25 protein-coding genes are annotated in these 21,979 nt (G+C 71.8%); 12 read left to right on the top strand and 13 right to left on the bottom strand.

Annotation, left to right across the window (positions count from 1 at the left end; all coding sequences use genetic code 11):
• Nucleotides 1-221, bottom strand: a 221-nt coding sequence (locus AB0O19_RS32260; RefSeq protein ID WP_363624664.1) for an acyl-CoA dehydrogenase family protein, incomplete at its 3' end; no start/stop codon positions are given.
• 181 nt (nucleotides 222-402) lie between these two features.
• On the opposite strand from AB0O19_RS32260, the gene AB0O19_RS32255 reads away from it, so the two are divergent.
• The 3 genes from AB0O19_RS32255 (at nucleotide 403) to AB0O19_RS32245 (ending at nucleotide 3,337) form a co-directional block, all read left to right on the top strand.
• The gene (locus AB0O19_RS32255) at nucleotides 403-1,740 is read left to right on the top strand and encodes a UDP-glucose/GDP-mannose dehydrogenase family protein (RefSeq protein ID WP_363624663.1); all 1,338 of its coding nucleotides are present in this window, start codon (nucleotides 403-405) and stop codon (nucleotides 1,738-1,740) included.
• Nucleotides 1,741-1,853: 113 nt separating this feature from the next.
• Nucleotides 1,854-2,867 carry an HNH endonuclease gene (locus AB0O19_RS32250; protein ID WP_363624661.1) on the top strand — a complete coding sequence of 338 codons (1,014 nt, stop codon included), beginning with the start codon at nucleotides 1,854-1,856 and terminating at the stop codon, nucleotides 2,865-2,867.
• Nucleotides 2,868-2,923: 56 nt separating this feature from the next.
• Nucleotides 2,924-3,337 (top strand): CoA-binding protein, encoded by a 414-nt coding sequence (locus tag AB0O19_RS32245; RefSeq protein ID WP_363588081.1) that lies wholly within the window; start codon nucleotides 2,924-2,926, stop codon nucleotides 3,335-3,337.
• Nucleotides 3,338-3,339: 2 nt separating this feature from the next.
• On the opposite strand, the gene AB0O19_RS32240 is transcribed toward AB0O19_RS32245, so the two are convergent.
• From AB0O19_RS32240 to AB0O19_RS32230, 3 genes are read right to left on the bottom strand one after another with little or no spacing between them, the layout of a single operon-like run.
• Nucleotides 3,340-4,554: a dipeptidase gene (locus tag AB0O19_RS32240; protein ID WP_363624659.1), complete on the bottom strand. Its 1,215-nt coding sequence runs from the start codon at nucleotides 4,552-4,554 to the stop codon at nucleotides 3,340-3,342.
• A 33-nt stretch (nucleotides 4,555-4,587) separates the two neighbouring features.
• The gene (gene purE / locus AB0O19_RS32235; RefSeq protein ID WP_063349101.1) at nucleotides 4,588-5,124 is read right to left on the bottom strand and encodes a 5-(carboxyamino)imidazole ribonucleotide mutase; all 537 of its coding nucleotides are present in this window, start codon (nucleotides 5,122-5,124) and stop codon (nucleotides 4,588-4,590) included.
• On the bottom strand, nucleotides 5,121-6,260 hold the full coding sequence (locus AB0O19_RS32230; protein WP_363624657.1) for a 5-(carboxyamino)imidazole ribonucleotide synthase: 1,140 nt from the start codon (nucleotides 6,258-6,260) through the stop codon (nucleotides 5,121-5,123). Before AB0O19_RS32230 ends, purE begins: the two co-directional genes overlap by 4 nt.
• Before the next feature lie 246 nt (nucleotides 6,261-6,506).
• On the opposite strand from AB0O19_RS32230, the gene AB0O19_RS32225 reads away from it, so the two are divergent.
• Complete coding sequence (locus tag AB0O19_RS32225; RefSeq protein ID WP_363624655.1) at nucleotides 6,507-7,073, top strand: GtrA family protein; 567 nt, start codon at nucleotides 6,507-6,509, stop codon at nucleotides 7,071-7,073.
• Between the two features lie 65 nt (nucleotides 7,074-7,138).
• On the opposite strand, the gene AB0O19_RS32220 is transcribed toward AB0O19_RS32225, so the two are convergent.
• Together AB0O19_RS32220 and AB0O19_RS32215 are read right to left on the bottom strand one after the other, a co-directional pair.
• Entirely contained in the window at nucleotides 7,139-8,383 is a 1,245-nt protein-coding gene (locus AB0O19_RS32220; protein WP_363588083.1) for an ATP-binding protein, read from the bottom strand.
• A gap of 63 nt (nucleotides 8,384-8,446) precedes the next feature.
• The gene (locus AB0O19_RS32215; RefSeq protein ID WP_030290974.1) at nucleotides 8,447-9,121 is read right to left on the bottom strand and encodes a response regulator transcription factor; all 675 of its coding nucleotides are present in this window, start codon (nucleotides 9,119-9,121) and stop codon (nucleotides 8,447-8,449) included.
• Nucleotides 9,122-9,450: 329 nt separating this feature from the next.
• On the opposite strand from AB0O19_RS32215, the gene AB0O19_RS32210 reads away from it, so the two are divergent.
• The 3 genes from AB0O19_RS32210 to AB0O19_RS32200 all read left to right on the top strand — a co-directional run bounded on the left by AB0O19_RS32210 (nucleotide 9,451) and on the right by AB0O19_RS32200 (nucleotide 14,050).
• Nucleotides 9,451-10,959: an oligopeptide:H+ symporter gene (locus AB0O19_RS32210; RefSeq protein ID WP_363588034.1), complete on the top strand. Its 1,509-nt coding sequence runs from the start codon at nucleotides 9,451-9,453 to the stop codon at nucleotides 10,957-10,959.
• A gap of 108 nt (nucleotides 10,960-11,067) precedes the next feature.
• Nucleotides 11,068-13,083 carry a prolyl oligopeptidase family serine peptidase gene (locus AB0O19_RS32205; protein WP_363624653.1) on the top strand — a complete coding sequence of 672 codons (2,016 nt, stop codon included), beginning with the start codon at nucleotides 11,068-11,070 and terminating at the stop codon, nucleotides 13,081-13,083.
• A 139-nt stretch (nucleotides 13,084-13,222) separates the two neighbouring features.
• A complete protein-coding gene (locus tag AB0O19_RS32200) occupies nucleotides 13,223-14,050 on the top strand; it encodes a hypothetical protein (protein ID WP_363588038.1) in 828 nt (275 codons plus the stop codon).
• A gap of 57 nt (nucleotides 14,051-14,107) precedes the next feature.
• Here the strand turns inward: AB0O19_RS32200 and AB0O19_RS32195 are convergent, their stop codons facing one another.
• Genes AB0O19_RS32195 through AB0O19_RS32185 form a run of 3 tightly spaced genes read right to left on the bottom strand, consistent with a single transcriptional unit; the run spans nucleotide 14,108 to nucleotide 14,846 of the window.
• Entirely contained in the window at nucleotides 14,108-14,230 is a 123-nt protein-coding gene (locus AB0O19_RS32195) for a hypothetical protein (protein ID WP_363624651.1), read from the bottom strand.
• Complete coding sequence (locus AB0O19_RS32190) at nucleotides 14,227-14,481, bottom strand: hypothetical protein (RefSeq protein ID WP_363588041.1); 255 nt, start codon at nucleotides 14,479-14,481, stop codon at nucleotides 14,227-14,229. Before AB0O19_RS32190 ends, AB0O19_RS32195 begins: the two co-directional genes overlap by 4 nt.
• Nucleotides 14,478-14,846 (bottom strand): ATP-binding protein, encoded by a 369-nt coding sequence (locus tag AB0O19_RS32185; protein WP_350877349.1) that lies wholly within the window; start codon nucleotides 14,844-14,846, stop codon nucleotides 14,478-14,480. Before AB0O19_RS32185 ends, AB0O19_RS32190 begins: the two co-directional genes overlap by 4 nt.
• A gap of 285 nt (nucleotides 14,847-15,131) precedes the next feature.
• Here AB0O19_RS32185 and AB0O19_RS32180 point away from each other — a divergent pair, with 285 nt between their 5' ends.
• Both AB0O19_RS32180 and AB0O19_RS32175 read left to right on the top strand, forming a co-directional pair.
• Nucleotides 15,132-15,992: a helix-turn-helix transcriptional regulator gene (locus AB0O19_RS32180; RefSeq protein ID WP_363624649.1), complete on the top strand. Its 861-nt coding sequence runs from the start codon at nucleotides 15,132-15,134 to the stop codon at nucleotides 15,990-15,992.
• On the top strand, nucleotides 15,985-16,185 hold the full coding sequence (locus tag AB0O19_RS32175) for a DUF397 domain-containing protein (RefSeq protein WP_363624647.1): 201 nt from the start codon (nucleotides 15,985-15,987) through the stop codon (nucleotides 16,183-16,185). The genes AB0O19_RS32180 and AB0O19_RS32175 overlap by 8 nt, the downstream gene beginning before the upstream one ends.
• A gap of 174 nt (nucleotides 16,186-16,359) precedes the next feature.
• Here the strand turns inward: AB0O19_RS32175 and AB0O19_RS32170 are convergent, their stop codons facing one another.
• Nucleotides 16,360-16,536 (bottom strand): hypothetical protein, encoded by a 177-nt coding sequence (locus AB0O19_RS32170; RefSeq protein ID WP_363624645.1) that lies wholly within the window; start codon nucleotides 16,534-16,536, stop codon nucleotides 16,360-16,362.
• A 190-nt stretch (nucleotides 16,537-16,726) separates the two neighbouring features.
• Here AB0O19_RS32170 and AB0O19_RS32165 point away from each other — a divergent pair, with 190 nt between their 5' ends.
• The 3 genes from AB0O19_RS32165 (at nucleotide 16,727) to AB0O19_RS32155 (ending at nucleotide 18,093) form a co-directional block, all read left to right on the top strand.
• Nucleotides 16,727-16,915, top strand: coding sequence for a transposase (locus AB0O19_RS32165; protein ID WP_363624643.1), 189 nt, complete (start codon nucleotides 16,727-16,729; stop codon nucleotides 16,913-16,915).
• A gap of 49 nt (nucleotides 16,916-16,964) precedes the next feature.
• The gene (locus tag AB0O19_RS32160; RefSeq protein ID WP_363588048.1) at nucleotides 16,965-17,132 is read left to right on the top strand and encodes a hypothetical protein; all 168 of its coding nucleotides are present in this window, start codon (nucleotides 16,965-16,967) and stop codon (nucleotides 17,130-17,132) included.
• Nucleotides 17,133-17,379: 247 nt separating this feature from the next.
• On the top strand, nucleotides 17,380-18,093 hold the full coding sequence (locus AB0O19_RS32155) for a class I SAM-dependent methyltransferase (protein WP_363624641.1): 714 nt from the start codon (nucleotides 17,380-17,382) through the stop codon (nucleotides 18,091-18,093).
• A 111-nt stretch (nucleotides 18,094-18,204) separates the two neighbouring features.
• On the opposite strand, the gene hutI is transcribed toward AB0O19_RS32155, so the two are convergent.
• Genes hutI through AB0O19_RS32140 form a run of 3 tightly spaced genes read right to left on the bottom strand, consistent with a single transcriptional unit; the run spans nucleotide 18,205 to nucleotide 21,965 of the window.
• Nucleotides 18,205-19,380 (bottom strand): imidazolonepropionase, encoded by a 1,176-nt coding sequence (hutI, locus tag AB0O19_RS32150; RefSeq protein WP_363624639.1) that lies wholly within the window; start codon nucleotides 19,378-19,380, stop codon nucleotides 18,205-18,207.
• Between the two features lie 33 nt (nucleotides 19,381-19,413).
• Nucleotides 19,414-20,793: a formimidoylglutamate deiminase gene (locus AB0O19_RS32145; RefSeq protein ID WP_363588053.1), complete on the bottom strand. Its 1,380-nt coding sequence runs from the start codon at nucleotides 20,791-20,793 to the stop codon at nucleotides 19,414-19,416.
• Nucleotides 20,784-21,965 carry an allantoate amidohydrolase gene (locus AB0O19_RS32140; RefSeq protein ID WP_363588085.1) on the bottom strand — a complete coding sequence of 394 codons (1,182 nt, stop codon included), beginning with the start codon at nucleotides 21,963-21,965 and terminating at the stop codon, nucleotides 20,784-20,786. Before AB0O19_RS32140 ends, AB0O19_RS32145 begins: the two co-directional genes overlap by 10 nt.
• Between the last annotated feature and the right edge of the window lie 14 nt (nucleotides 21,966-21,979).

The following is a 21,979-nucleotide window of genomic DNA, read 5'->3' as shown; positions in this document are numbered from 1 at the left end:
GCCCCCGCACCACCGAACTCCTCCGGCACGTGCACCGCATGCAGGTCACTCCCCCGCAACGCGTCCAACGCCTCCTGCGGGAACCGCCCCTGCTCGTCCACCTCCGCCGCGAACGGAGCGATCTTCGCCTCGGCCAGCGAACGCACCGCCTCACGGAGCATCTCGTGCTCCTCGGAGATACGGAAGAGATCGAAGTCAGCCGCCCCTGCGCTGCCCGCCATGATGCCCGCCTCGTCCAGTGATCGAAGTCAATCCGGGGTTAACTACCGTTCAGTAGAGATCCTAGGGCTCCGACCTGCGGCTGCCTAGCGTCCCCGGCGCACAGGCGATCGAGGCCGGATCCGTCGGGGCGGATAGCATCAGAGGCACCCGTACAGGTCGAGTCCGCACAAAGGGGAACCCGTGACCCTCCGCATCTCCGTGATCGGCACCGGCTACCTCGGTGCCACGCACGCGGCCGCGATGGCCGAGTTCGGCTTCGAGGTGCTGGGCCTGGACATCGACCCCGACAAGATCGCCACGCTGACCGCCGGCCGCGTCCCGATGTACGAGCCGGGGCTGTCCGAGCTGCTGCTCAAGCACGTCGCCGGGCACGAGGGTTCGACCGGCCGGCTGCGCTTCACCAGCTCCGTCCAGGAGGCCGCGGAGTTCGGCGACGTGCACTTCGTCTGCGTCAACACCCCGCAGCGCAAGGGCGAGTTCGCCGCCGACATGTCGTACGTCGACAGCGCGATCGACGGCCTCGCCCCGTACCTGACCCGCCCGGTCCTGGTGGTCGGCAAGTCCACCGTGCCGGTCGGCTCGGCGAGCCGGCTCGCCGAGCGGCTGGCCGCGCTGGCACCCGTCGGCGCGGGCGCCGAACTCGCCTGGAACCCGGAGTTCCTGCGCGAGGGCTTCGCCGTCCAGGACACCCTGCGCCCGGACCGGATCGTCGTCGGCGCCCACAGCGAGCGCGCCGAGCAGCTGCTGCGCGAGGTGTACGCCGAGCCGATCGCGGCCGGGGTGCCGTTCCTGGTCACCGACTACGCGACCGCCGAGCTGGTGAAGGCCGCCGCCAACTCCTTCCTGGCCACCAAGATCTCCTTCATCAACGCGATGGCCGAGGTCTGCGAGGCGGCCGGAGCCGACGTCACGCTGCTCTCCACCGCGCTCGGGCACGACGAACGGATCGGCCGCAAGTTCCTCAACTCCGGCCTGGGCTTCGGCGGCGGCTGCCTGCCCAAGGACATCCGGGCGTTCATGGCCCGGGCCGGCGAACTCGGCGCCGACCAGGCGCTGACCTTCCTGCGCGAGGTCGACTCGATCAACATGCGCCGCCGCTCCCGGATGGTGGAGCTGGCCCGCGAGCAGTGCGGCGGCGGCTTCCTGGGCCGCCGGGTGGCCGTCCTCGGCGCCGCGTTCAAGCCCAACTCGGACGACATCCGGGACTCCCCCGCGCTCAACGTCGCCGCCCAGATCCAGCTCCAGGGCGCCCAGGTCACCGTCTACGACCCGAAGGCCGTCGACAACGCCCGCAAGATGTTCCCCTCGCTCGCCTACGCCGACTCGGCCCTGGAGGCCGCCGAGGGCGCCCACGTCGTCCTGCACCTCACCGAGTGGGCCGAGTTCCGCGAGCTGGACCCGGCCGACCTCGGCGCCGTGGTCGCCGAGCGCCGCCTCCTCGACGGCCGCAACGTCCTGGACGCCGACGCCTGGCGCGCCGCCGGCTGGACGTACCGCGCCCTCGGCCGCCCCAGCTGACACCTGGCCGACACTTCTCGCGCCCGCCCCCAGGCCCCTGGGGGCGGGCGCGTCTGGAATTCCGCCCTTCGTTCTGAAGTTACGCCTCCCGTTCGACCGACCCGGAGCACGCGATGACGACAGAGTTCTACCGGCGAGAGCCGACGCCACGCACCGCCTGGCGACAGGCCGTCCTGATGGGCCGCAACGCCCGCACGTACAAGTTCGCGCTGGGATCCGCCCTGCTGGAGTGCGCGGCCGCCGGACACACCGAGGTGCCGCTGCAGGAGCTGGCCGAGCCGTACTCCATGGCTCTGGTCACCCGGTTGCGCGACGCCCCGCAGGCACCGGCCATGGGCGGGGACGACGACTTCCTCGCCGTCTCCGCGCAGGAGACCGACGAGTGCCTGGCCGCCGGACGCCCCACCGAGCGACTCCTCCAAGCCGCCTGCAAGTCGATGCCGGACATGGTCATGGACCGGTTCCACAACCTCGCGGGCGGCACCGAGGTCGCACACCGCTTCTACGAGTTGTCCGGGCGTGGACGGGATCGCGTCGTCCTGCTCACTCCCGCCCTCCAGCAGATCGCGACGTCGGAGCAGGCCGCCGGGCTACGGACGGAGTTGGCGGCACGCTGGAGCATCGTGGAGTCCGCCTTCGCCCTGGGCATCGGCCGAGGCCTGCTCGCCGACGAGCTCGATGTGGACGTGGAGCAGTGGCTCCTCATGGACCGACGCCGCCGCCGACCCGTCACCGGGGTCATCGACGCCCTGATCGGCTTCCAGTACGGACGTTGCCTGATCTGCGACGAGCCGATCACCGCCGAGGACAAGGCCGCCGTCGACCACGTCTTCCCGTTCTCGCTCATGAGGCGATTCGACTTCGTGCCGGGCGGGTCGCAACCGGACCTGGACCGCCCGTGGAACCTCGCCCCGACCCACGGGGCGTGCAACAGCGCCAAGAGCGACCGCTGGCCGACCCCTGAGGAGCTCAACCGGCTGGCCCGTCGCAACGAGGCCGTCATGAACTCCCCGGTCCGGCTGAAGGACAACCTGCGGGCGAGCCTCAACCACGCGAAGCTCGGCTCGCGCTCGCCGGGCAGCCGCTGGCCCGCCTTCATCCGCCAGGTGCAGGCGTACTTCGACTGACCTCTCCGTACGGGGCTCTCGGGAATCCGGCGCCCGTGGTCGTCGTTGGCACCGGCATGACGAGCTACGGCGACGACGCGACGGTTCGCGAGATCCTCACCGGCACCGGCGACACCTGGGCGGTGGTCGGCCTGTCCGACAACACCGCCCGGGCCGCCTACGGGGTGGCCGGGGTGCTCCAGCGGTACGGCAAGCGCGTCGTGCCGGTGCACCCGAAGGCCGAGACGGTCCTCGGCGAGCCCGGCTACGCCTCGCTCGCCGAGATCCCGTTCCCGGTCGACGTGGTGGACGTGTTCGTGAACAGCGCGCTGGCCGGGGAGGTGGCCGACCAGGCGGTGGCGGCCGGGGCGAAGGCGGTCTGGTTCCAGCTCGGGGTGGTGGACGAGGCCGCATACGCGCGGACCAGGACGGCCGGGCTCGCCATGGTGATGGACAGGTGCCCGGCCATCGAGATCCCGCGGCTGGGCTGACCTCAGCCCTTCGCGCCGTCCAGTTGGGCGATGGTGGCGATGGACGGGCGGCGGCTGGCCCGCAGCCCGGCGGCGACGGACTCGGCGTCGCGCAGGACGCGGACGGCGTTGTGCCAGGTGAGCTTGGCGAGGTCGGCCTCCGACCAGTGGCGGCCGAGGAGTTCGGCGACCAGGTTGGGGTAGCCGGCCACCGAGTCCAGGCCGTCGGGCAGGAAGGCGGTGCCGTCGAAGTCGCCACCGATGCCGATGTGGTCGATGCCGGCGACCTCGCGCAGGTGGTCGAGGTGGTCCGCGACGGTGGCCGGGGTGGCGATCGGGCGCGGGTTGGCGGCCTCGAAGGCGCGCTGGCGCTCCATGGCCGGCGGGGTGGTGTCCAGCGGGTGGAAGCCGTGGGCACGCATGTTCTCGTCGGCGGCCAGGGTCCACTCGATGGCGGCGGGCAGGATGAACTTGGGGACGAAGGTCGCCATCGCCACCCCGCCGTTGGCGGGCAGCTGGGCGAGCACGTCGTCCGGGATGTTGCGCGGGTGGTCGCAGACGGCGCGGGCCGAGGAGTGCGAGAAGACGACCGGCGCCTCGGTGACCCGCAGGGCGTCGCGCATGGTGTCGGCGGAGACGTGCGAGAGGTCGACGAGCATGCCGAGCCGGTTCATCTCCCGGACGACCTCCTCGCCGAACCGGGTCAGCCCGCCGGCCGCCGGCTTGTCGGTGGCGGAGTCGGCCCACGGCACGTTGTCGTTGTGGGTGAGCGTCAGGTAGCGCACGCCGAGCTCGTGGAGAGCACGCAGGGTGGCGAGCGAGCAGTCGATGGAGTGGCCGCCCTCGGCGCCCATCAGGGAGGCGATCCGGCCTTCGGCGCGGGCGGCCTCCATGTCGTCGGCGGTGCGGGCGAGCCGGAGCCGGTCGGGGTAGCGCTCGACCAGGGCGTGGACGAAGTCGATCTGTTCCAGGGTGGCGCTCACCGCGTGGTCGCCGGCCAGCCGGGTCGGCACGTAGACGGACCAGAACTGCGCGCCGACCCCGCCCTCCGCGAGGCGGGCGAGGTCGGTGTGCAGGCGGTCGCTCTGGTCGGCGGCGAGGTCGACCGCGCCGAGGTCGTACCCGGCCTGCTCGCGCATCGCCCACGGGAGGTCGTTGTGGCCGTCGACCACGGGGGCGGCGCGCAGCAGGGCCCGGGCGCGGTCCAACGGGGTGGGGGAGTCCGGATCGGTAGTCATACCGGCTGTTCTACCCCACCCCCACCACCGGGGTTACTTGCCGAAGCCGAAGGAGGAGGATCCGGCCACCTTGGCGCGGAGCTTCTTGCCCTTCTCGGTGGCCTGGTTGTTCAGCTCGGCCTGGAAGTCGGTCATCCGCTCGGTCAGTTCGGGGTCGAACGCGGCCAGCATCCGCACGGCGAGCAGGCCGGCGTTGCGCGCGCCGGCCACCGAGACGGTCGCGACCGGGACGCCGGCCGGCATCTGGACGATGGACAGCAGGCTGTCCATGCCGTCCAGGTAGCGCAGCGGCACCGGCACGCCGATGACGGGCAGCGGGGTGACGGAGGCGAGCATGCCCGGCAGGTGGGCGGCGCCGCCGGCGCCGGCGATGATGGCCTTGAGGCCGCGCCGGTGGGCGTTCTCGCCGTACGCGACCATCTCGCGGGGCATCCGGTGCGCCGAGACGACGTCGACCTCGTAGGGGATCTCGAACTCGTCGAGGGCCTGGGCGGCGGCCTCCATGACGGGCCAGTCGGAGTCCGAGCCCATGACGATGCCGACGAGCGGGCTCGAAGGGGAGGAGGTCATTCGGTGATCGTTCCTCGCAGGTAGGCGGCCGCGTGGCGGGCGCGCTCGCGGACGTCGTCGAGGTCGTCCCCGAAGACGTTGACGTGGCCGACCTTGCGGCCGGGCTTCACGTCCTTCCCGTACATGTGGATCCGCAGGCCGGGGTCGCGGGCCATGCAGTGCAGGAAGGCGTGGTACATGTCCGGGTAGTCGCCGCCGAGGACGTTGACCATGACGGTCCACTTGGCGCGCGGCCGGGGGTCGCCGAGCGGGAGGTCGAGGACGGCCCGCAGGTGGTTCTCGAACTGCGAGGTGACGGCGCCGTCCTGGGTCCAGTGCCCGGAGTTGTGGGGGCGCATGGCGAGCTCGTTGACGAGGATCCGGCCGTCCCTGGTCTGGAACAGTTCGACGGCGAGGTGGCCGGTGATGCCGAGGTCGCCGGCGATGCGCAGGGCCAGCTGCTGGGCCTCGTCGGAGAGGGCCGGGTCGAGGTCGGGCGCGGGGGCGGTGACCTCGGCGCAGACGCCGTTCTCCTGGACGCTCTCCACCACCGGGTAGGCGACGGCCTGGCCGCTGGGCGAGCGGACGACGTTGGCGGCGAGCTCGCGGACGAAGTCGACCTTCTCCTCGGCGAGCACCGGGACGCCGGCCAGGAACGGCGCCTGCGCGTCCTCCTCGCCGTCGACGACCCAGACGCCCTTGCCGTCGTAGCCGCCGCGGACGGTCTTCAGCACGACCGGGTAGCCGGAGCCCTCGGCGGCGAAGGCGGTGACGTCGGCCGGGTCGGCGACGATCCGGTGCCGGGGGCAGGGCACGCCGATGGCGTCGAGCTTGGCCCGCATGACGCCCTTGTCCTGGGCGTTGACCAGCGCGTCCGGGCCGGGCCGGACGGCGATGCCGTCGGCTTCCAGGGCCCGCAGGTGCTCGGTGGGGACGTGCTCGTGGTCGAAGGTGATCACGTCGCAGCCGGCCGCGAAGCGGCGCAGCGTGTCGAGGTCGCGGTAGTCGCCGAGGACGACGTCGGAGACCACCTGTGCGGCGGAGTCCTGGGGCGTGTCGGCGAGGAGTTTGAACCTGACCCCGAGCGGGATGCCCGCCTGGTGTGCCATGCGGGCCAACTGCCCGCCGCCGATCATGCCCACCACTGGAAAATTCACATTGCCCGGGGAAGTCACCCCGCCAGGATATCCGGGCCGGTCGGGGGCGGTGGAACCGCTGGGGTGGGCTGGACGTCCCAGTCAACCCGGAGCCCTGGGGGCTGAGCCGTTCGGTGGAAGCGGGTAGCCTGGACGGCTAGGTCCTGGTCTGCGCAGTCCGATCATGTGCGTGCACGCAGGGCTCAAGGGGTGGACGCGTCCACGCGATCCGCTCTTCGACCCGCAGGCACATGGAGGCAGCCCGGTATGGCGACGACCGCAGCTTCGAGCCCTTCGCTCTCGCAGAAACTGCGGGGGCTGTCAGGCGAAGTGGTGAAGTTCGGCCTGGTCGGCCTGAGCGGCGTGGTGGTCAACTTCGCCGTGTTCTGGGTGTGCCTCAACGGGCTGGGCCTGGCCTCGCTGCGGTCCAACATCGCGGCGACGCTGATCGCCATCGCCACCAACTACCTGGGCTACCGCTACTGGCTGTACCGGGACCGCGACGCCGCCTCGCGCAAGCGGGAGATCACGCTGTTCCTGGTGTACAGCGGCATCGGCATGCTGATCGAGACCGGAGTGCTCGGCTTCTCGGTGTACGTGCTCGGCCTCGACTCGCACTACGAGCAGCTGGGCGCCAAGGTGGCCGGCCTCGCGGTGGCCACCGTGTTCCGCTTCTTCTCGTACCGGACCTGGGTGTTCAAGGCACTGCCCGAGCCGGTCGCGCAGGAAGCGAGCGGCACCGGCGGCACCACCGGCACCAGCGGCCAGGAGCTGGCCGCCCAGGCCGAACTGATGCTGGCCGCCGAGCAGATCCGCTACGCCAAGGCCGAGTAGCCGACTGACCGTCCGCTCTGGACGGCCGTACCCCCGGCCGCACCCCCGGCCGCACCCGCCCCGGCTCAGTCCGCGTGGCTGCGGCCGAGGAAGAGCGCGAACACCGCGGGCTTCAGCGAGAGCAGTTCGAGCCGCCCGCCGTCCGCCTCCGCGAGGTCACGGGCGACGGCCAGGCCGATGCCGGTGGAGTTGCGGCCGCTGACGGCGCGCTCGAACACCCGGTTCCCGAGGTCCGGCGGCACGCCGGCGCCCTGGTCCTGCACCTCGACCACCACCGAGGTGCCGGAGGGCCGGACCCGCAGGGTGATCGTCCCGGCGCCGTGCATCAGCGAGTTCTCGATCAGGGTGGCCAGCACCTGGGCGACGGTGCCCGGGGTGCCGACGGCGGTGACCCCGTGCAGACCCTCCAGGGACAGCACCCGGCCGGTCTCGCGCAGCGACGGGCCCCACTCCTCGACCTGCTGCTTGATCACCTCGTCCAGGTCGAAGGCCACCGCGGTGGGGCTGCGCGGGTCGCGCTGGGTGGTGAGCAGCCGCTGGACGACGTCGGTGAGCCGTTCGACCTGCTGGAGGGCGATGGTCGCCTCCTCCTTGACGGTCTCCGGCTCCTCGGCGAGGGCGGTGATCTCCTCCAGCCGCATGGAGAGCGCGGTGAGCGGGGTGCGCAGCTGGTGCGAGGCGTCGGCGGCGAGCCGGCGTTCGGCGGTGAGCATCCGGGCGATCCGCTCGGCGCTGGTGTCCAGCACCTCGGCGACCCGGTCGAGTTCGGGCACCCCGTAGCGGCGGTCGCGGGGGCGCGGGTCGCCGGAGCCGAGCCGTTCGGCGGTCTCGGCCAGGTCGGTGAGCGGCCGGGCGAGCCGTTTGGCCTGCCAGACGGCGAGCGCCACGGCGGCCTGGACGGCCAGCAGGGCGACCACGCCGAGCAGCAGCAGCATGTTGGCGATCTCGTGGTCGACGTCCGCGCGGGACTGCTCGACGGTGACGACCTCGCCGCTGTTGCCGCGTTCGACGGCCTTCAGCAGGTGGCCGCCGGCCAGGCGTTCGCCGCTGGAGACGACGTCCTGGCCGGGGATCTGCACCTCGACGTAGCTGCCCTCGGTGACCTGGTTGTCGAAGGCCCGGCCGGTGACCGGCTCGCCCGCGGAGAGCCGGTTCTCGACCAGGGCGAGCACCCGGACGGCGGACGCGTCCACCCGGTCCTGGGCCGAGTTGACGATGGTGCGCTTCTCGACCAGGGCGAGCGGCACGCAGAACACCACGACCACCACCAGGACGACGCCCAGCAGCGAGTTGATCATCCGGCGTTTCACGCTGCCGCTCCCCGAGGTGCTCCGCTTCATCGGCCGACTCCCGGCCGCGTTCTCCGTACGGGGCTAATTCTTCTCGAACCGGAACCCCACTCCGCGCACGGTGGCGATGTAGCGCGGGTTCGCCGCGTCGTCACCGAGCTTCTTGCGGAGCCAGGAGATGTGCATGTCCAGGGTCTTGGTGGAGGTCCACCAGGTGGTGTCCCAGACCTGCCGCATGATCTCCTCGCGGGTGACCACCCGGCCGGCGTCCCGGACGAGGACGCGCAGCAGCTCGAACTCCTTGGCGGAGAGGGTGAGCTCCTCCTCGCCGAGCCAGGCGCGGTGGGACTCGATGTCGATCTTCACCCCGTGCGCGCCGGTGGTGAGCTGGTCGACGTTGCCGCGCCGGAGCAGGGCGCGGACGCGGGCGAGCAGTTCGGCCAGGCGGAAGGGCTTGGTCACGTAGTCGTCGGCACCGGCGTCGAGGCCGACCACGGTGTCCACCTCGTCCGCGCGGGCGGTGAGCACCAGGACGGGGCAGCTCTTGCCGTCGGCGCGCAGGCGACGGCAGACCTCCAGGCCGTCCATCTCGGGCAGGCCGAGGTCGAGGACGACGAGGTCGACCTCCTCGGTCAGGCCCGCGGCCAGTGCGGTCGGACCGTCCTCGCGGACGAGCACCTCATAGCCCTCACGTCGCAGGGCTCGGGCGAGCGGTTCGGAGATCGCCGGATCGTCCTCGGCGAGCAGCACACAGGTCATGTGGTGATGGTAGTCCGCCCGGGTATGGCGGACTGCCTTGTGAGGTAGTTCACAGAGCGTGATCGTTACACAAGAGTCCCTCCAGGCTCAACACGCCGTCACAGACCGGCCGTTCGGCGAAGAATCCGGCCTTCAATCTTGAAATTGAAGGGAAATTTGCCCGTCTACCATGGATAGATCGGGCAGATCTGTCACGGACTTTGCCATTCCCATACCTGATTCGTGGCTTTTGTCATCTGATAACGCTAAATATCGCCACGTAGAGTGGTTCCGTCCACGTCCGCCGCCACCCCCCTTGGCGGACGCTGTCAGGCAAGGAACCCCTACTCATGGCGTCTACCACCCTGGAAGCCGGCCTCACCCCGGCCTCGCCCAGCGGCAAGACCTTCCTCGGTCACCCCCGAGGGCTCGCCACGCTCTTCCTGAGCGAGATGTGGGAGCGCTTCAGCTACTACGGCATGCGCGCCCTGCTGGTGCTCTACATGACCGCCTCCGTCACGGACGGCGGCCTCGGCATGAAGCTGGCGACCGCCGGCGCCGTGTACAGCGTCTACACGGCCATGGTCTACCTGCTGGCCCTCCCGGGCGGCTGGATCGCCGACCGCTTCCTCGGCGCCCGCAAGACGGTCGCCATCGGCGGCACGATCATCATGCTCGGCCACTTCCTGCTGGCCGTGCCGTTCACCGGCGCGTTCTTCGCCGGTCTGGTCTGCATCGCGGTGGGCTCGGGCCTGCTCAAGGCCAACATCTCCACGATGGTCGGCCACCTCTACGACGGCCCGAACGACCCGCGCCGCGACGGCGGCTTCACGATCTTCTACATGGGCGTCAACCTCGGCGCGTTCTTCGCCCCGCTGGTGGTCGGCACCGTCGGCCAGAAGGTCGACTGGCACCTGGGCTTCGCCCTGGCCGGCATCGGCATGGCGCTCGGCCTGCTCCAGTTCCTGCTGGGCACCCGCCACCTGAGCCCCACCAGCGACATCGTGACCTCGCCCATCGGCGCGGACGAGAAGCGCAAGATCTTCCGCAAGGCCGGCATCTGGCTGGCCGCGGCGGTCGTCTTCTACGGCATCGTCGTCTCCACCGGCCACTTCACCATCGACTGGGCCGTCTGGCCGCTGTCCATCGCCGGCCTGGCGATCCCCTTCTTCGTGTTCGCCAAGGTGAAGCGCGACAAGGACCTCAGCGCCGACGAGCAGTCCAAGATGAGCGGCTACATCTGGTTCTTCGTCGCCGCCGCCGTGTTCTGGATGATCTACGACCAGTCCGGCTCGACGCTGAACGTCTTCGCCAAGGACCACACCGCCTCGACGCTGTTCGGGATCAACTTCCCGTCCAGCTGGTTCCAGTCGCTCAACCCGCTGTACATCATGGCGCTGGCCCCGGTCTTCGCCTGGCTCTGGGTCGCCCTGGCCCGCCGGTCGAAGAACCCCAGCACCACCATGAAGTTCGCCTTCGGTCTGCTGATGATCGGCGCCTCCTTCATGGTCATGATGCTGGCGATGGCCGCCGCCACCGGCGACACCAAGGTCACCCCGCTGTGGCTGGCCATGGTCTACCTGGTCCAGACCGTCGGCGAGCTCGCCCTCTCCCCCGTCGGCCTGTCCGTGACCACCAAGCTGGCGCCCGCCAAGTACGCCAGCCAGATGGTCGGCGTCTGGTTCCTCGCCGTCACCGCCGGTGACTGCGTGGCCGCCATCTTCCAGCTGGTGCTGGGCGACAAGGTGGTCGGCAGCAGCTGGTACTTCGCGGTCCAGGGCGGCATGGCGATCGTCGCCGGCCTCGCGCTGGCGATGTACCGCAAGCGGGTCGTCACGCTCATGGGCGACGTCCACTGACGCCCACACCAGCCCGCTCCGGGGCCGCCGCGGATTCCTGAGATCCGCGGCGGCCCCGGCCGTTTTTCGCTCGACAGCGCCACACAGGCCGTGCCTATGGTGCCCGGCATGACGACCGACCCGTTACCGCGCCAGCTCGCCCGCACCCGGTGCTTCACCCTGGGCGCCCCCGCCCACCCGGGCATCACCGCCGACGGCGCCGCCGTCCTGTTCCTGCGCAGCCGCGGCGGCACCGACCCGCTCGCCTGCCTCTGGGCGCTCGACACCGCCACCGGCCGGGAACGGCTGGTCGCCGACCCGGCCGCGCTGGGCGCCTCCGGCGGCATCGCCGCGTACAGCACCGACGCCACCGGTCGGCTCGCCGCCTTCGCGCTGGACGGCACGCTGTGGCTGGCCGACACCGCCTCGGGTTCGCTCCGCCCGCTCGCCTCCGCCGAGCAGCCGGTGGATCCCCGCCTCGACCCGACCGGCCGCCGGATCGCCTACGTCAGCGGCGGCGTCCTGCGGGTGGCCGGTGCGGACGGTACGGGCGACCGGGCGCTGGCCGAGCCGGAGGCCGAGGACGTCGGCTACGGCCTCGCCGAGCACGTCGCCTCCGAGGAGATGCACCGCACCCGCGGCCACTGGTGGTCCCCCGACGGCACCGCCCTGCTGGTCGCCCGGGTCGATGCCGGTGCGCTTACCCGGCTCTTCCTGGCCGACCCCACCGACCCGCAGCACCCCCCGCGCGCCATCCGCTACCCGCTGGCCGGCACCGCCAACGCCGACGTCACGCTCTGGCTGCTCGGGCTGGACGGCCGCCGCACCCGCACGGAGGTCCGCTGGGACCGCGCCGCCTTCGAGTACCTCACCGCCGCCGGCTGGGACGACCACGGCCCGTACGCCGCCGTGCAGAGCCGCGACCAGCGCACCGTCCGTACGTTGGCGATCGGGGCGGACGGGGACACCCGGGTGCTCGCCGAGCGGACCGACCCGCGGTGGGTCGAACTGCTCCCGGGACTGCCGGTGCGGACGGCGGGCGGGGCGCTGGTCGACACCGCCGACCTCGGCGACACCCGGCACCTGACCGTCGACGGTGAGCCGGTCACCCCTGCGGGGCTACAGCTGCGGGCCGTCCTCGGGACGGAGGGCGAGACGGTGCTGTTCACCGCCTCCGAGGAGCCCACCGAGACCCACCTGTGGACGTACGAACCGGGATACGGCGTACAAAGGCTGAGCAGCGGGCCCGGCGTACACGGCGGCGTCGAGCGCGGCGGCACGCTGGTCCTCACCACCGACGGCCGCGCCACCGTTCTGCGGGAGGGCCGCCCGCCGCTGCCGCTCACCTCGTACACCGAAGCGCCCGTCGTCACCGCCCGCCCCGAGCTGCTCCGCCTCGGCCCGCGCGAACTGCGCGCCAACCTCTTCCTGCCCACCGGCCACCATCCCGACGGCACCCCGCTGCCCGTCCTGCTCGACCCGTACGGCGGGCCCGCGATGCAGAAGGCCACCACCGGCGGCGCCTGGCACGAGCAGGTGTCCCAGTGGTTCGCCGACCAGGGCTTCGCGGTGCTGGTGGTGGACGGCCGCGGCACTCCGGGGCGCGGGCCGCACTGGGAGAAGACGGTCTACGGCGACAAGGCCGGGCCCGCCCTGGAGGACCAGATCGAGGGCCTGTGGGAGACGGCCCGGCTGCGGCCGGGAGTGCTCGACCTCGACCGGGTCGGCATCCGCGGCTGGTCCTACGGCGGCTACCTCGCCGCGCTCGCCGTGTTGCGGCGCCCGGACGTCTTCCACGCCGCGTCGGCCGGAGCGGCCCCCACCGACTGGCGGCTCTACGACACCCACTGGCAGGAGCGCTTCCTCGGCCACCCCGACGAGCACCCCGAGCACTACGACAGCGGCTCACTGATCGCCGAGGCGCCGAAGCTGAGCCGCCCGCTGCTCCTGATCCAGGGCCTCGTGGACGACAACGTGCACCCCGCCCACGCCCTGCGGCTGTCCAGTGCCCTGCTCGCCGCCGGCCGCCCGCACGAGGTCCTGCCGTTGCGTGGCACCGGCCACCGGCCGACCGACGAGGCCGTGGTGGAGCACCTGCTCCGGCACGAACTGGATTTCTTGCGGCGGTCGTTGGGCGTGGGCTGAGCGGCGCCCGTACGACCCGACGCCGCAGCCTGGTCCCCGCCGCATAGAGACCGCCTGACCGCGCAGGAAAGCCGATCTGCCCGTGGACCGGGCCTTGGGGAGCGGATCCGACCCCGCCTGGCATCGCTACCGTTGCCCGATGACGGATCTGCGCCGGGTACCGGTGGACGAGGTGCTGGGACGTGTCGAGACGGCCTTGGGGACGCGGCTCGACAGGGCTGCGGTGGTCCGCAAACGCCGATCCGTGGGAGCAGGCACGGCGCGTGGCACGTGGGTACGCATCGAGCGGCGGGGGCTCGACCGGATCGGCGCCCAGGGCGGGGACGGCACCCCCTCCGCCGAGGCCCTGCACGGTATCGCGAAGCCCGCGTGGCTGGCCGGCCTCGCCTGGCGGGACGAGGCCGAGCCGGTGATGTGGCGGGCCGACGAGACCGAACTGCTGCCATCCACCCCAGCGGGGTCCGCAGTCGTGGCCGAGGAGCCCCGGCTGCCGCCCGGATGGTGGTCGGAGCTGAACGCCTCTCTCGATGCGCTCGCCGGCCAGCGGACGAATCGGATCGCCACGCCGGACACGGAGACCATCACCCAGGAGCTGGTGGCTCAGACGATCCGTCAGGTGTTCCCGGACGTCGATGCCACGGTGAGCGGGTGGTGTCCGGCGCACGCGGACCTGAACTGGGCGAACGTGACAGCGCCCGAGTTCTGCCTCTTCGACTGGGAGGACTGGGGCATGGCCCCACGTGGTCTGGACGCTGCCACCCTGTGGGCGGCGTCGCTTGCCGTACCGGCGCTGGCCGATCGCGTCCGCGTCGAGCGGAGCGGCGACTTCGCGAGCCGGGACGGCAAGCTGATGACCTTGTTCGTCGCGGCGAAGATCCTCGGGCCGTACGCGCATCCCGAGGACCCGCGCCTTGAGGGCGCCCGCGTGTTGGCGGAGCAGGTGGCGAAGGAGCTTCAGGCGGACTGACTCAGAGCGGGCAACCGCGCGACCCTCGCCCTGGGTGGGCGAGGGCCTTCGCGTGTTTCAGCGCTGCTCGTCGCGCTCCTCGGGGCGGGGCATCTTGAGGGTCGCGAGGACGCCGAGGGCTACGGTGGCGATCGCGAGGGCGAGGAGGGCGAGGAGGACCGCGACGATGAAGAGCTTCACTGGCGCCACCCCTCGTCGTCATCGTCCAGGTCGCGGAGCAGGTGGAGGAGGTTGAGCAGAGTGCTGACCGGCGCATTCCCGAAGTCGATCAGGATGCGGCCGTCGAGGGTCGTTTCGCCGGGCGAGGCGGATCCCCAGAGGAGCCCGTGCGGCAGGCCGCGCCTGTGCAACTCGCCCAGGAGGTCCATGATGTGGGGCTTGGTGTAGTCGCGCATCCGGGAGTCCTCCGGAACGACGGGGTCGCGGGTCACGCGAGGGAGTCCAGCTCCAGCTCGTACCAGATGGTTTTGCCACGCTTCTGCGGGTCGACGCCCCAGCGGCGGGTGAGCCCGGCGACGAGCTGGAGGCCCCGGCCGGACTCGGCGAAATCGGCGGGGGTTCGCTGCCGGGGGAGGGCGTCGCTCTCGTCGGAGACGGTGACCCGGAGGGTGCGGCCGAGGACGGAGAACCAGACGACGGGCGCGGGGGTGTCGCCGTGCCGCCAGGCGTTGACGATGAGCTCGCAGAGGGCGAGTTCGGCGTTGAAGATGGCGTCGGCGTCCCAGCCGCTGCGGGTCATGGCGTCCCGCAGGGCCTGCCGGGAGAGGGTGAGCGAGGGGGTGTTACGGGTGCACACGGGAACCTCCGTGAGGCTGTGGTGTGGGGAGAGGTGGTGACGGTCGTCGCCGTGAGCCAGGCCGGGGCGGCGGCTGCTCTTCGGCGTGCGGGCAGCAGGCGCCTACTGCCGTGCATGCAGGCATTACTGACGATCCGTCGGATCAAGCCAGAAACGACAGTAGCGCATCCGCTCTTTAATTAAAGCCAAACGGGAGAAGGTTCCTCCTCACGAGGGAAGAAGTCCGGATGGATCCACAGGCGCCCGGCGCGGCACACTGGCCTCTGCACCGGCAGAGAGGACGCCATGCCCCTTCGAGTCCCCACCCTCCGTCAGCGACGACTCGGCGCCGAACTGCGAAGGATGAGAGAGCAAGTCGGCTTCGGCGGCAGCCACCTCGCCCGTCTACTCGGCGTGACTCCCGCCCTGGTGAGTCAGATGGAGATCGGGAAATCAGCCGTCACCGTGGCGCGTCTGCACGAGATCGCAGAGGCCTGCATGTGCGCCAATGCGCCCTTGGTCGAAGCGCTTGCCGACATGGCCAGGGAGCGAGACTCGGCCTGGTGGGACGAGTATCGAGCGGCACTCGCGGCCGCCCCGATCGATGTGGCAGAAATCGAAGGTCACGCGAAGAGACTCAAGAGCTTCACCATTGGCATCATCCCGGGACTACTTCAGACGAACTCGTATGCGACTGCGGTGTTCGCGAGCGGTTTCACCCCTCTCCCGGATCGCGAGATCGGCCGCCGAGTGAACTTCCGCCTACGGAGACAACAGATCATCCGGTCCGGCGAAACGCCTTACATGGCGCTCATCCACGAGGCGGCGTTGCGCATCCAGTACGGCGGGCCTGTGGTGCTCAGAGACCAGCTCGATGCACTCGTCAGCGACTCCCATCTTCCCGGCGTCTCACTGCGAGTCGTGCCCTTTGCTACGGCCGACTTCCCCGGCCCCAGTGAGAATCTGATCTATGCGGAGGGACCAGTGCCCGAGCTGGACACGGTCCAGGCTGACTCGTCGCACGGGTCCCACATCTTCGACTCGCCCGCCCAACTGGCGGGCTACCGCGCAATCTTTGAGCGCATCGAAGCTGTCGCGCTCCCGGAACGAGAGTCGCGAGATCTTATTCGCTCGATCACGAAGGAAATGAACGGCAAGTATGAATAGCACCGAGTGGCAGAAGTCCAGCTTCAGTGAAGCGGCCAACAACTGCGTCGAGATACGTGCGCTTGACGGGCTGGTCGAACTCCGGGAGTCCGATGAGGGCGACGTCATCGTCCGCACCACCCGCCTCAAGCTCGCCGACTTCCTCCGGGGCGCCAAGGCCGGCGAGTTCGACCACCTCACCACCGCCCCCTGAACGAATCGTTCCGGCGGCCTCTTGCTCCCCGCAAGAGGCCGCCGGCAGGGAGAATGCGGCCAAGTCGGCAGAGCTGGGTTCCACCTGCGGCCAGAGGATGCACTCTTGACCGTTGCCGCCGGACGCCGCTGATCGATTTCGCCACCAGCGTCCACCCCGCAGGGGCCGTCATCCCTATGCGACACCTGTGCGCGCCGCAAGCTCCCGCACGCCGGGCACCGTGACCGGCGCGTACAGCAGGTCCGCTGTGAGCGCCCGCAGAGCAGGCCGGCGCACCTCCTCCGGGGCGACCTGCTCGGTGAACCGCAGCAACGTGAACGTCTTGCGGTGGGCGCCGAGGCGGTGCCACATGCGCGCACAGTCCGTGCCGTACCGAGCCCGGCGCTCAGCGGTCGGCAGCTGGCCTGGCGCGATCCGCGCCGCATACGGCACGCCCTCGTCGGGGTGCCCAGCGCCGTGTGTACACCGATCCAGTACAGGTCCGCCCGGGCGCTGGTGGCGTCGACCGTGAACAGCGGGGAGCCATCCTGAGGGAGACGTCATGAGCAGCGTCCTGCTCGACAAGCCCGTCACCGAGACTGAACCCGCCACCGCCCCGACGCCCAGTACCCTGCTGGAGCGGGCCGACGAGCCGAGTGCCCGCGCCTGCCCGGTCTGCGGATCGAGCGCCACCTACCAGACCATGGACGGCCGATGGGGCTGCACCGCGTGCGGCTCCACCTGGGCCTGACCCCGGGGAGGATCCGATGGCGGACTGCACGCAGTGCTCTGCTCCCGCAGTGATCGAGGATCTCGACGTACACCCGCCACAGCCCTGGTGCCTCGGATGCGCGACCACCCTCGTACGAGCCGGCGATCCGGTCATCAACTACCGCTCGCTCAACGGTGAGTGCGACTACGAGCGTGTCTTGGCCGGTGGCAGCACCCAGGTCCTGCGCTTCGGCTGACAGGTCGAGTACAAGGACGACGGCACCGTGCTGCGCACCGCCCAGCTCATCGCAGCGGACGGTTAAGACGTGGACCTGCCGCTGTGGGCGGATGCCGCCAAGTGCAGCCCCTGCCACCCCGGCAACGACTCGCACTGACGGGATAGTTGCGGTGGCCCCAGGCTCAGTCCGAGGCCACCGCGACCCGGAAGAGTGGAGTTCACCCGAACCCCTGCGCCGGCGCACACCGGGCGCGAGGATGACCCGGGTGACGACCACCCCCTCTCGTACCCAAGCTGTCGCGCCGGACCTCTGGCACCACTACGGCCGCGCCCGCGCCGACACGGAGCGGACCGTCCCCGGCGCCTTCCACTGGGTCTGGGCCCAGGACGGCGGGCCAGGAGTCGAGGTGCTGGGGGACTTCACCGGCCTCGTCGTGGCCGACCTCGGCGCGGGCGCCGCCCGTCATGCCGCCCACCTCGTCACCCACTACGCTCCGGCTCGGGTCGATGCCGTCGATGCCTCCCCCGCGCAGCACGCGATGGCCTGCGACCTCTACGGCCACCTCGCACCGCACCTGCGCACGGTACGCGCAGACGCGACCGCGCACCTGGAGGAGCATCCAGACGAGTACGACGTGCTCTACTCCGTGTTCGGCAGCCTCGACTTCGCCGACCCCCGCCGACTGCTTCCGGCCGCTGCCCGCGCCCTTCGACCCGGCGGACTGCTGGCCGCCTCCACTCTGGGCCACTACCTCGGTGGTGCCCCCGCTGAACCGGACGTCCAGCACGCCGACGTTCCGGCCCGTACCCCGGACGGCGCCCCGGCAACCATGCGCCGCTGGGTTCTCCAGGAGACCGTCTGGACGAAGCTGTTGGACGAGGCGGGGTTCACGAAGATCAGTGTCGACCGGCTCTCTCCCACCGTACCGAGTGCACGCGCTGCAGACACCCTGCTTGTCCGCGCCTACCGTCAGCCCTGACGACCTTGGGATAAATCGGCATCGCGGCATGCTGGCCGTTCCGGCTGCCGCATCACTTCACGTCGCCCCGTCGAGCCGCGGCTCGACGGGGCGACGTGAAGTGATCCGGACTCAGACCTCCCGGACGCCCGCGCGCCAGACCGCCGCCGTCAGTGGCACGCCCGGGCGGTAGGCCAGGTGGACGTGCGAGGGCGCGTCCAGCAGCAGCAGGTCCGCCCGGGAGCCGACCGCGACCGTCCCGACGTCGCCGCGACGCAGCGCGTGCGCACCGCCCGCTGTCGCCGCCCACACCGCCTCGTCCGGGGTCATGCCCATCTCCCGGACCGCAACCGCGATGCAGAACGCCATCGAACTGGTGAAGCTGGAGCCCGGGTTGCAGTCGGTGGAGAGTGCCACCACGGCCCCCGCGTCGAGCAGCCGCCGCCCGCTCGGGTACTCGGCCCGGGTGGAGAACTCCGCACCCGGCAGCAGCGTCGCGACCGTCGCCGACCCCGCCAGCGCCGCCACGTCCTCGTCCGTCAGGTGGGTGCAGTGGTCCGCCGAAGCGGCCCCCAGCTCCACCGCGAGCTGCACGCCGGGCCCGTAGGAGAGCTGGTTGGCGTGCACTCGCGGCGTGAGGCCCTTCTCGATCCCCGCCGTCAGAACAGCCCGCGCCTGGTCGCCGTCGAAGGCGCCCTGCTCGCAGAACACGTCCACCCAGCGGGCGTGCGGGGCGCAGGCCTCCAGCATCTCGCCGGTGACCAGGTCGACGTACCCGGCCGGGTCCTCGGCGTACTCGGGGGCCACCACGTGCGCACCCAGGTACGTCGTCTCCGGCGTGTGCTGGGCCGCGATCCGCAGCGCCCGCGCCTCGTCCTCGACCGTCAGCCCGTAGCCGGACTTGCACTCGATCGTGGTGGTGCCCTGCCGCAGCGCCTCCCGGACGAACCCGGCCAGGTTGGCCTCCAGTTCGGCGTCGCTCGCCGCCCGGGTGGCCGCCACCGTGGTGCGGATGCCGCCCGCCGAATACGCCTGCCCGGACATCCGGGCGTTGAACTCGGCCGTACGGTCCCCCGCGAACACCAGGTGGGCGTGCGAGTCGACGAAGCCGGGCAGCAGCGCCCGCCCCTCGGCGTCGAAGCGCTCGTCCGCTGCCGGGGCCTGCGCCGCCGGGCCGACCCAGGCGACGGTGCCGCCGTCCAGCACCACGGCCGCGTCGGTGAGCAGGCCGAGCGGCCCGGTGCCGTGCCCGGGGTCGTTGGTGACCAGGCTGCCGATGCCCGTGATCAAGGTGGTCCTGCTGCTCAAGACGAAGCCTTCCGGGGGAAGTTGGAGAACGACTCAGTGGTCCAGGGCGCCGATCGAGTCCCGCAGCGCGCCCGGCACGTCCGCGACGAGCTGGTGCACGCCGTCCCGGACGATCTGCCGGCCGCCGACCACGACGTGCCGCACGTCGGCCGCCGAGGCCGCGAAGACGGCGGTCTCGGCGCCGAGCCGGGGCGGCGGGCCCGCGGTGCGCACCGAGTCCAGGGCGATGACGGTGAAGTCGGCGAGCGCACCGGCCTCGACCCGCCCCGCCTCCGGCCAGCCGAGCGAGGCGTGCCCGTCCTCGGTGCCGGCCCGCAGCAGGAGGTTGGCCGTCCAGTGCCCGCGGGTGCGGGTGCGCAGCCGCTCGTTCAGCTCCAGGGCGCGGGCCTCCTCGAACGGGTCGATGACGGCGTGGCTGTCGCTGCCCAGGGTGACCGGGCAGCCCGCCGAGGCGAGCCGGCGGGCCGGGCCGATGCCGTCCGCGAGGTCCCGCTCGGTGGTGGGGCACATGCAGATGGTGGTGGAGGTGTCGGTGAGGAGCCGGACGTCCTCGTCGGTGAGGTGGGTGGCGTGCACGGCCGAGGTGCGCGGGCCGAGCACGCCGTGGTCGGCGAGCAGCCGGGTCGGGGTGACGCCGTGCGCGGCGAGGCAGGCGTCGTTCTCGGCGGTCTGTTCGGACAGGTGGACGTGCAGCGGCGCCTCGCGCACCGCCGCCCACTGCGCGACGGTGCCCAGTTGCTCGGCCGGGACGGCCCGCACCGAGTGGACGGCGGCGCCGATCCGGGCGTGCTCGCGGGGCTTGAGCGCGTCCGCCCTCACCGCCCAGGCCTCGGCGTCGCCGTCGCTGAACCGCTGCTGCGGCCTGGTCGGCTCGGCGCCGAAGCCGGCGGACAGGTAGCAGGTGTCGAGCAGGGTGATCCGGATGCCGGCCCGGGCGGCGGCCTCGATCAGCGCCTCGCCCATCGCGTTGGGGTCGTCGTAGCGGGCGCCGCCGGGGGCGTGGTGCAGGTAGTGGAACTCGCCGACGGCGGTGACCCCGGCCAGCGCCATCTCGGCGTAGACGGCGGTGGCGAGCGCCAGGTAGCGGTCCGGGTCGAGCGCCCCGGCGAACCGGTACATGGTGTCGCGCCAGGTCCAGAAGGTGCCGGAGCCGACCTGGACGTGGCCGCGCAGCGCCCGGTGGAAGGCGTGCGAGTGGGCGTTCGCCTGGCCGGGCAGCAGCAGCCCGTCGAGGCGGACGGCCCCGGGCGGGCAGGGCCCGCTGTCCGGGGTCACCGCGGTGATCCGGCCGCCGGGGCCGACGGTGATCAGCACGTCCGGCTCGACCACCGGCCCGTTGTCGTACGGCAGCCAGGCGTGCTGCGCCCAGTACGCCACCGGCTCGGTCCCCGAGGTCAATGGGCTCAGCGACACGCCAGGTCCTCCAGTACGTCGGCGAGGGCGGCGACCCCGGCCAGGCAGTCGGCCTCCTCGGCGTGCTCGGCCGGGGAGTGCGACACCCCGCTGGGGTTGCGCACGAACAGCATGGCGGTCGGGACGGCCGACGCCAGGATCCCGGCGTCGTGTCCGGCGCCGGTGGGCAGCACCGGGGCGTCCAGCAGCTTGGCGAGCCGGTCGCGCAGCGGGCCGTCGAAGTCCACCACCGGGGTGTAGGACTCGCGGGTCAGCTCGACCCGGACGCCGTCGCGCCCGCCGCGCTCGGCGGCGGCCTGCTCGATCTCCTCGACCAGCGCGGTGAGCGTCGCCTCGTCGGCGGCCCGGGAGTCCAGCCAGCCGCGTACCAGCGAGGCGATCGCGTTGGTGCCGTTGGGCTCGACCGCGACCTTGCCGAAGGTGGCCAGCGCGCCCGCCTGCCGGGCCTTCTTGCGGGCCGCGAGCACGGTGTTGGCGTACGTCAGCATCGGGTCGCGGCGGTCCTCGATCCGGGTGGTGCCGGCGTGGTTGGCCTCGCCGTGGAAGTCGAACCGCCAGCGGCCGTGCGGCCAGATCGCGCTGGCCACGCCGACCGGCCGGTCCTCGGCGAGGAGGCGGCCCTGCTCGACGTGGAGTTCGACGAAGGCGCCGATCCGGGCCAGCCGGTCGTCGTCCGCGCCGATCGCGCCCGGGTCGTAGCCGGCCCGCTCCATCGCGTCGGGCAGCCGGACGCCGTCGGCGTCGCGCAGCTCGTACGCGGCCTCGCGGGAGAGCACGCCGGCGGACAGGCGGGAGCCGATGCAGGCCACGCCGAACCGGGCACCCTCCTCGTCGCCGAAGTTGGTGATCGCCAACGGACGGGTGAACTCGGCCCCGCGTGCGCGGAGTTCGTCCAGGGCCGCGAAGGAGGAGACCACGCCGAGCGGGCCGTCGAAGGCGCCGCCGTCCGGGACGGAGTCCAGGTGCGAGCCGGTGACGACCGCCCCGCCCGCGTTCGGATCGCCCAGCCAGGCCCACTGGTTGCCGTTGCGGTCCAGCTCGTAGGCGAGACCGCGGTCACGGGCCTGCTGCTCGAACCAGGCCCGGCACTCGGCGTCGGCGGAGTTCCAGGCGAAGCGGCGGTAGCCGCCGGAGGCGGCGGAGCGGCCCACGGGGAGCAGCTCCGCCCACATCTCTTCGAACGAGG

Origin of the sequence: Kitasatospora sp. NPDC091276 (genome assembly GCF_040684355.1) — a bacterium.
Lineage (GTDB): Bacteria > Actinomycetota > Actinomycetes > Streptomycetales > Streptomycetaceae > Kitasatospora.
The sequence above is the reverse complement of the archived record's forward strand: the minus strand, read 5'-3'. Positions and strand labels throughout refer to the sequence as shown.